Source organism: Kitasatospora sp. NPDC054795, assembly GCF_053611565.1.
In genome coordinates this window covers 1-7,327 of the sequence record NZ_JBSHAP010000229.1, presented here as the reverse complement: position 1 = coordinate 7,327, position 7,327 = coordinate 1, and the positions used below count along the sequence as shown (strand labels likewise).

The 7,327-nt window shown below is 77.7% G+C and carries 1 protein-coding gene; it reads right to left on the bottom strand.

Translation table 11 applies throughout. The features are described 5' to 3' along the window. Positions 1 to 7,327 (bottom strand): SDR family NAD(P)-dependent oxidoreductase (locus ACWGJO_RS40345; protein ID WP_452190761.1); only part of this gene is annotated, 7,327 nt, incomplete at both ends.

The following is a 7,327-nucleotide window of genomic DNA, read 5'->3' as shown; positions in this document are numbered from 1 at the left end:
CACCCCGAGCTCCGGACGCCCCACCACGAACTCCCGCAACCGCTCCGCCTGCGCACCCAGCGCCACCGGCGTCCGGCCCGACAACAGCCACGGCAGCACACCGCCGACCTCCGCCGGCTCCTCGGCCGCCGTCGCGGGCGCGGCCTCCAGGATCAGGTGCGCGTTGGTGCCGCTCATGCCGAACGAGGAGACGCCCGCCCGGCGCGGACGCCCGGCCTGCGGCCAGGGACGCGCCTCGGACAGCAGCTCCACGGCGCCCGTCGCCCACTCCACGTGCGGGGACGGCTCGTCCGCGTGCAGCGTCGCCGGCAGGACGCCGTGCCGCATCGCCAGCACCATCTTGATCACACCCGCCACACCGGCCGCGGCCTGGGTGTGCCCGATGTTGGACTTCACCGAGCCCAGCCAGAGCGGCTCGCCGGCCCGCTCCTGGCCGTAGGTGGCCAGCAGGGCGTGCGCCTCGATCGGGTCGCCCAGCGTGGTGCCCGTGCCGTGCGCCTCCACGGCGTCCACCTCGGCGGCCGCGACGCCGGCGTTGGCCAGCGCCTGGCGGATCACCCGCTCCTGCGACGGGCCGTTCGGCGCCGTCAGCCCGTTGGACGCACCGTCCTGGTTGATGGCGGTGCCGCGGATCACCGCCAGCACCTGGTGCCCGTTGCGGCGGGCGTCGGAGAGCCGCTCCAGCATGACCAGGCCGACGCCCTCGGCCAGCCCGAAGCCGTCCGCACCCGAACCGAAGGCCCGGCAGCGGCCGTCCTCGGACAGTCCGCGCAGTCGGCTGAACTCCATGAACAGGCCCGGGGTGGACATCACGGCGGCGCCGCCGGCCAGGGCGAGGTCGCACTCGCCGCCCCGCAGCGACTGGACCGCGAGGTGCAGGGCGACCAGCGAGGAGGAGCACGCGGTGTCCACGGTGACCGCCGGGCCCTCCAGGCCGAGCGCGTACGCCACCCGGCCGGAGGCGACGCTGCCCGCGCTGCCGGTGACCCGGTAGCCCCCGTAGTTCTCCAGGGCGTGGTCCATCCGCGGGCCGTACTCCTGGGTGGCGACACCGGTGAACACGCCGGTGGCGCTGTGCCGCAGCGTGGTCGGGTCGATCCCGGCCCGCTCGACGACCTCCCAGGCCGTCTCCAGCAGCAGCCGCTGCTGCGGGTCCGCGGCGGCCGCCTCGCGCGGCGAGATGCCGAAGAACGCGGCGTCGAACAGGTCCGCGTCGTACAGGAAGCCGCCCTCGCGGGTGTACGAGCGGCCCGGCTCGTCGGGGTCCGCGTGGTACAGCCGGTCGAGGTCCCAGCCGCGGTTGGCGGGCAGGGTGGAGATCATGTCGCCGCGTTCGGCGACGACCTGCCACAGCTCCTCGGGCGAGCCGATGCCGCCGGGGAAGCGGCAGCCCATCGCGACGATCGCGATCGGCTCGCCCGGGGCGGCGGCCGCGGCCCTGGCCGCCGTCGGCGCCGGGCCGGTGCCGGTGGCGTCGGTCAGCAGCGCGAGCAGGTGGTCGGCGAGCGCGTTCGGCGTGGGGTGGTCGAAGGCGACGGTGGTGGGCAGCCGCAGGCCCGACGCCGCGTTCAGCCGGTTGCGGAACTCCACCGCGATCAGCGAGTCGAAGCCGAGCGCCTTGAACGCGCCGTCCACCGCGATCCCGGCCGGGTCGACGTGGCCCAGCGCGGTCGCGGCACTGGAGCGGACCAGGTCCAGCAGGGTGCGGCGGCGGTCGGCGGCGGGCAGCACCGTCAGCCGGTCGGCCAGACCGCTCGCCGCCGCGGCGGCCGACGCCCGGCGCAGCGGGGTGCGGATCAGGCCGCGCAGCACCGCGGGGACGGCCTCGGCGCGCCCGGCCGCCTCGGCGACGGCGATCCTGGCCGGGGCGATCAGCGGGCGGCCGTCGGCGAGGGCCGCGTCGAAGAGCGCGAGGCCCTGCTCGGCGGTCATCGGTGCCAGGCCGCCGCGGACCAGGCGGGCCCGGTCGGCCTCGCCGAGCCGGCCGCCCATGCCCTCGCCGTGCGCCCAGAGGCCGGAGAGCAGCGCCTGGGCGGGCAGCCCGAGGGCGTGCCGGTGCTGGGCGAGCGCGTCGAGGAAGCCGTTGGCGGCGCCGTAGCTGCCCTGCCCGGCGGCGCCGACGGTGCTGGCCAGCGAGGAGAAGAGCACGAACGCGCTCAGGTCGAGGTCGCGGGTGAGCCGGTGCAGGTTCCAGGCCGCGTCGGCCTTGGGGCGCAGCACCGCGTCCAGCTGCTCGGGGCGCAGCCGCTGCACGGAGGCGTCGTCGACCACGCCGGCGGCGTGCACCACGGCGGTGAGCGGGTGCTCGGCCGGGACGGCGGCCAGCAGGGCGGCCAGGGCGGCCGGATCGGCCGCGTCGCAGGCGGCGGCGGTGACCTCGGCGTCCAGCCCGGCGGTCAGCTCCGCGAGTTCCCCGGCGGGCAGGCCGCGGCGGCCGACCAGCAGCAGGTGGCGGACCCCGTGTGCGGTGACCAGGTGCCGGGCCAGAAGGCGGCCGATGGCGCCGGTGCCGCCGGTCAGCAGGACGGTGCCGTCCGGGTCGAACGGGGTGCGGGCGGGCTCGGCGCCGGCGAGCGGGGCGGGTCCGGCCTTGACCAGCCGCGGCGCCAGCAGGCGGCCGGCGCGCAGCGCGAGCTGCGGCTCGTCGCCGGCGAGGGCGTCGCGCAGGGCCTCGTCGGTGGGCCGCTCGCCGTCGTGGTCGAGGATCAGGATGCGGCCGGGGTGCTCGATCTGGGCGCTGCGGGCCAGGCCGAGGACGGCGGCCGCGGCGAGGTCGCGCACCTCCTCGTCCGGACCGGCGGCGAGGGCCTGCCGGGTGAGCAGGACGAGTCGGGAGTCGGCCCGGCCCTCCTCGGCGAGGAAGGCCTGGATCAGCCCGAGGGCGCTGCGGGTCAGGGCGTGCGCGCTCTCGGCGGGGGCGTCGGGGTCGCCGGTGACCGGGACGAGGACGGCCTCGGGCGCCGGGCCGCCGTCGAGCGGCGGCAGGCCCTGGACGAGGTCGGCCGGGGCGGTCCGGACGGCGCCGCCGGTGGCGGTGGCTGCGGTGGCTGCGGTGGCTGCGGGGATCCAGTCGAGCCGGTGGAGCGGGTCGGCGGTGTTCCGGCCGGCGGCCGACCGCTCCGGGTCGACGGCCCGCAGGACGAGTGCGTCGACGTCCAGGACGGCGGCGCCCGCCGGGTCGCTCAGCGTGACGGCGTAGCCGCCCTCGGGGCCGCCGGGCGCGGCGTGCACCCGGACGGCGGTGGCCCCGGCGGCGTGCAGCCGGACGCCGGCGAACGAGAAGGCGAGTCGGGTGGTCGCCGGGTCGCCGTCGAGCAGCAGCACGTGCAGCGCGGCGTCCAGCAGCGCCGGGTGGATGCCGAAGCCCTCGGTCGGGAGCGTCTCGGGGAGGGCGACCTCGGCGAACAGCTCCTCGCCGCGCCGCCAGGCGGCGGTCAGGCCCTGGAAGGCCGGGCCGTAGGCGTAGCCGCGCCCGGCCAGGCCGGGGTAGGCGTCCTGGACCGTGAGCGGGACGGCGCCGGCGGGCGGCCAGGCGCCCTGCGGTGCGGGCGCGGCGGCCGGCCCGGCGGTCAGTGCGCCGGTGGCGTGCCAGGTCCAGGGGCGGTCCTCGGCGGCGGCCCGCGGGCGGGAGTGGACGGTGACGGGGCGGCGGCCCGCCTCGTCCGGCGGCAGCAGCACCACCTGGATCTGGACGGAGCCGTCGGCCGGGAGGACCAGCGGGCTCTGGAGGGTGAGTTCCTCCAGGTGCGGGTGGCCGCAGCGCAGGCCCGCGTGCAGCGCGAGGTCGACGAGCGCGGAGCCGGGCAGCACGACCGCGCCGTTGACCACGTGGTCGGCGAGCCAGGGCTGGTCGGCGGTGGCGAGCCGGCCGGTGAGGACGAGGGTGTCGTCGCCCGCGAGGGTGACGGCGGCGCCGGCCAGCGGGTGGTCGGCGGGGTCGAGGCCGAGACCGGTGGCGTCGGTCGAGGCGGCGCCGGGCGCCAGCCAGTACCGCTCGCGCTGGAAGGGGTAGGTGGGCAGCGGGACCCGCCGGGCGGAGCCGGGGAAGGCGTCCGCCCAGTCCACCGTGACGCCGGCGACGTACGCCTCGGCGAGCGCACCGAGGAACCGCTCGGGGCCGCCGTGGTCGCGGCGCAGGGTGCCGAGGGCGGCGCCGCCGCGGCCGTCGGCCTCCAGCGTCTCCTGGACGCCGACGGTGAGCACGGGGTGCGGGCTGGACTCGACGAAGGTGCGGTGGCCGGCCGAGAGCAGTGCCCGCACGGTGGGCTCGAAGCGCACCACCTGGCGCAGGTTGCGGAACCAGTAGTCGGTGTCGAGTGCGGTGGTCGCCAGCAGGCCGCCGGTGACGGTGGACCAGAAGGCCGTGTGGCCTTCGCGCGGCTCGATCCCGGCGAGGGCCTCGGCCAGCTCCTCGCGCAGCGGGTCGACGGCCGGCGAGTGCGAGGCGTAGTCGACCGGGACGCGCCGGGCGCGGACGTCCTGGTCCCGGCACTGGGCGACGAACTCGTCGAGGGCCTCGGCCTCCCCCGCGACCACGGTGGCGGACGGGCCGTTGTGCGCGGCGACGGTGATCCGGCCGTCGAAGCGGGCGATGCGCGCCTCGACCTCGTCGGTCGGCAGCGGGATCGACGCCATGCCCCCGGTGCCCGCGATGGCGCGCAGGTAGCGGCTGCGCAGGGCGACGATCCGGGCGGCGTCGGCCAGGGTGAGGCCGCCGGCGACGTGCGCGGCGGCGATCTCGCCCTGGGAGTGGCCGATCACGGCGGCGGGGACGACGCCGGAGTGCCGCCAGAGCTTCGCCAGCGACACCATCACGGCGAACAGCGCGGGCTGCACCACGTCGACGCGCTCCAGCGAGGGGGCGCCGGGGGCGCCGTGCAGCACGTCGATCAGCGACCAGTCGGTGTGCGGGGCGAGGGCCTCGGCGCACGCGGTGAGCTCGGCGCGGAAGACCTCGGAGGAGGCGTACAGCTCGGCGGCCATGCCCTCCCACTGGGAGCCCTGGCCGGGGAAGACGAACACGGGGCCGTCGGGGGCGCCGGCCGTGCCGGTGGTCAGGTTGGCGGCGGGCAGTTCCCGGGTCAGCGCGTCCAGGCCGGTCAGCAGCTGCTCACGGTCGGCGGCGACCACCACGGCACGCCGGTCGAAGGCGGCCCGGGAGGTCAGTGACAGGCCGAGGTCGGCGAGGGACGCGGCGGCGGCCGGCCCGGCGCCGGTGCGGACGGCCTCGGCCAGCCTGGCGGCCTGGGCGCGCAGCGCGGCGTCGCCGTGGGCGGAGAGCGGGAACGGCAGCGGGCCGGTCCCGGTGGCGGCGGGGGCCGCCGGGGCGTCCTGCGGCACGCTCTCGACGATCATGTGGGCGTTGGTGCCGCTGATGCCGAAGGAGGAGACCGCGGCGCGGCGCGGGCGTCCGCGCTCGGGCCAGTCCCGGGCCTCGGTCAGCAGCCGGACGCCGCCTGCGCTCCAGTCCACCCGGCTGGAGGGGGTGTCCGCGTGCAGGGTGCGCGGCAGCGTGCCGTGTCGCATCGCCTGCACCATCTTGATGATCCCGGCGACGCCGGCGGCGGCCTGGGTGTGCCCGATGTTGGTCTTCACCGAGCCGAGCCAGAGCGGGTCCTCGGCGGCGCGGTCCCGGCCGTAGGTGGCCAGCAGCGCCTGGGCCTCGATCGGGTCGCCGAGGGCGGTGCCGGTGCCGTGCGCCTCGACGGCGTCCACGTCGGCGGCGGCGAGTCCGGCGCCGGCCAGCGCCTGGCGGATCACCCGCTCCTGGGAGGGGCCGTTCGGCGCGGCGAGGCCGTTGGAGGCGCCGTCCTGGTTGATGGCGCTGCCCCGGATCACCGCGAGCACCGGGTGGCCCAGCCGCTCGGCCTCGGAGAGCCGCTCCAGGGCCAGCAGGCCCACGCCCTCGCCCCAGCCGGTGCCGTCGGCGCCCTCGGCGAAGGCCTTGCAGCGGCCGTCGGCCGACAGGCCCTGCTGCTTGCTGAACTCGATGAACATGCCGGGCGTCGCCAGCACTGTGGCGCCGCCGGCAAGGGCCATGTCGCACTCGCCGAGGCGCAGCGACTGGGCGGCCAGGTGCAGGGCGACCAGCGAGGACGAGCAGGCCGTGTCGACGGTGACCGCCGGGCCCTCCAGGCCGAGCACGTAGGCGATCCGGCCGGAGGCGACGCTCGCGGTGTTGCCGGTCAGCAGGTGGCCTTCGAGGTCGGCCGGGGCCTGGTGCAGCCGGGGGCCGTAGTCCTGGGCGGTGGCGCCGACGAACACGCCGGTGCGGCTGCCGCGCAGCACGGCCGGGTCGACGCCGAGGCGCTCGACGGCCTCCCAGGCGGTCTCCAGCAGGAGCCGCTGCTGCGGGTCCATGGCGAGGGCCTCGCGCGGGGAGATGCCGAAGAAGGCCGCGTCGAAGCGGGTCGCGTCGGTCAGGAACGCCCCGGCGGGGGTGAGTGTGCCGGTCGGGTTGCGCCCCTCGTCGGCGTAGACGCCCGCGATGTCCCAGCCGCGGTCCTCGGGGAAGCCGGTGACCAGGTCGCGGCCGTCGAGGACCGCCTGCCACAGGGCCTCGGGGGTGTCGATGCCGCCCGCGTAGCGGCAGCTCATCGCGACGATCGCGATCGGCTCGTCGCTCACGGCGCCGGGGGCGGGCGTCGCGGGCGCGACGGCGGCGGGCTCGCCGTAGAGCAGGCCGGACAGGTGCTCGGCCAGGCGCAGCGGGGTCGGGTGGTCGAAGACCAGGGAGTCCGGCAGCCGCAGCCGGGTGGCCGCGGCGAGGCGGTCGCGCAGTTCCACGGCGGTGAGCGAGTCGAAGCCCAGGTCGCGGAAGGTGAGCCGGGCGTCCACGTCGCCCGGGGTCTCGTAGTCGAGGACGGCGGCGACCTGGGCGCGGATCTGGTGCAGCAGCGCCCGCTCGTCCCGCCGCTCGGCGGCGGGCCCGGTCGGGGCCTCGACCGGGCCCGGCGCGGCAGGAGCGGGTTCGACGGCCGGACGGGCGGCCGTGTCCAGCCAGAAACGGCGGCGCTGGAAGGCGTAGGTGGGCAGGTCGACCGGTCGGGGGGCGTGGCCCGCGAAGACGGCGTCCCAGTCCAGCGGCACGCCGGCGGTGTACAGCCGGGCGACGGCGCCGAGCAGGGTCTCCGCGTCGTCGCGGTCCTTGCGCAGGGCCGGGGCCAGCAGGCCCTCGGCGCCGGCCTGCCGGGCCATCGCGCAGAGCACCCCGTCGGGGCCGACTTCGAGGAAGCGGGTGACGCCCTCGCGGTGCAGGGTCTCGACGCCGTCGGCGAAGCGGACGGCCTCGCGGACCTGCCGGACCCAGTAGTCGGGGGTGGTGAGG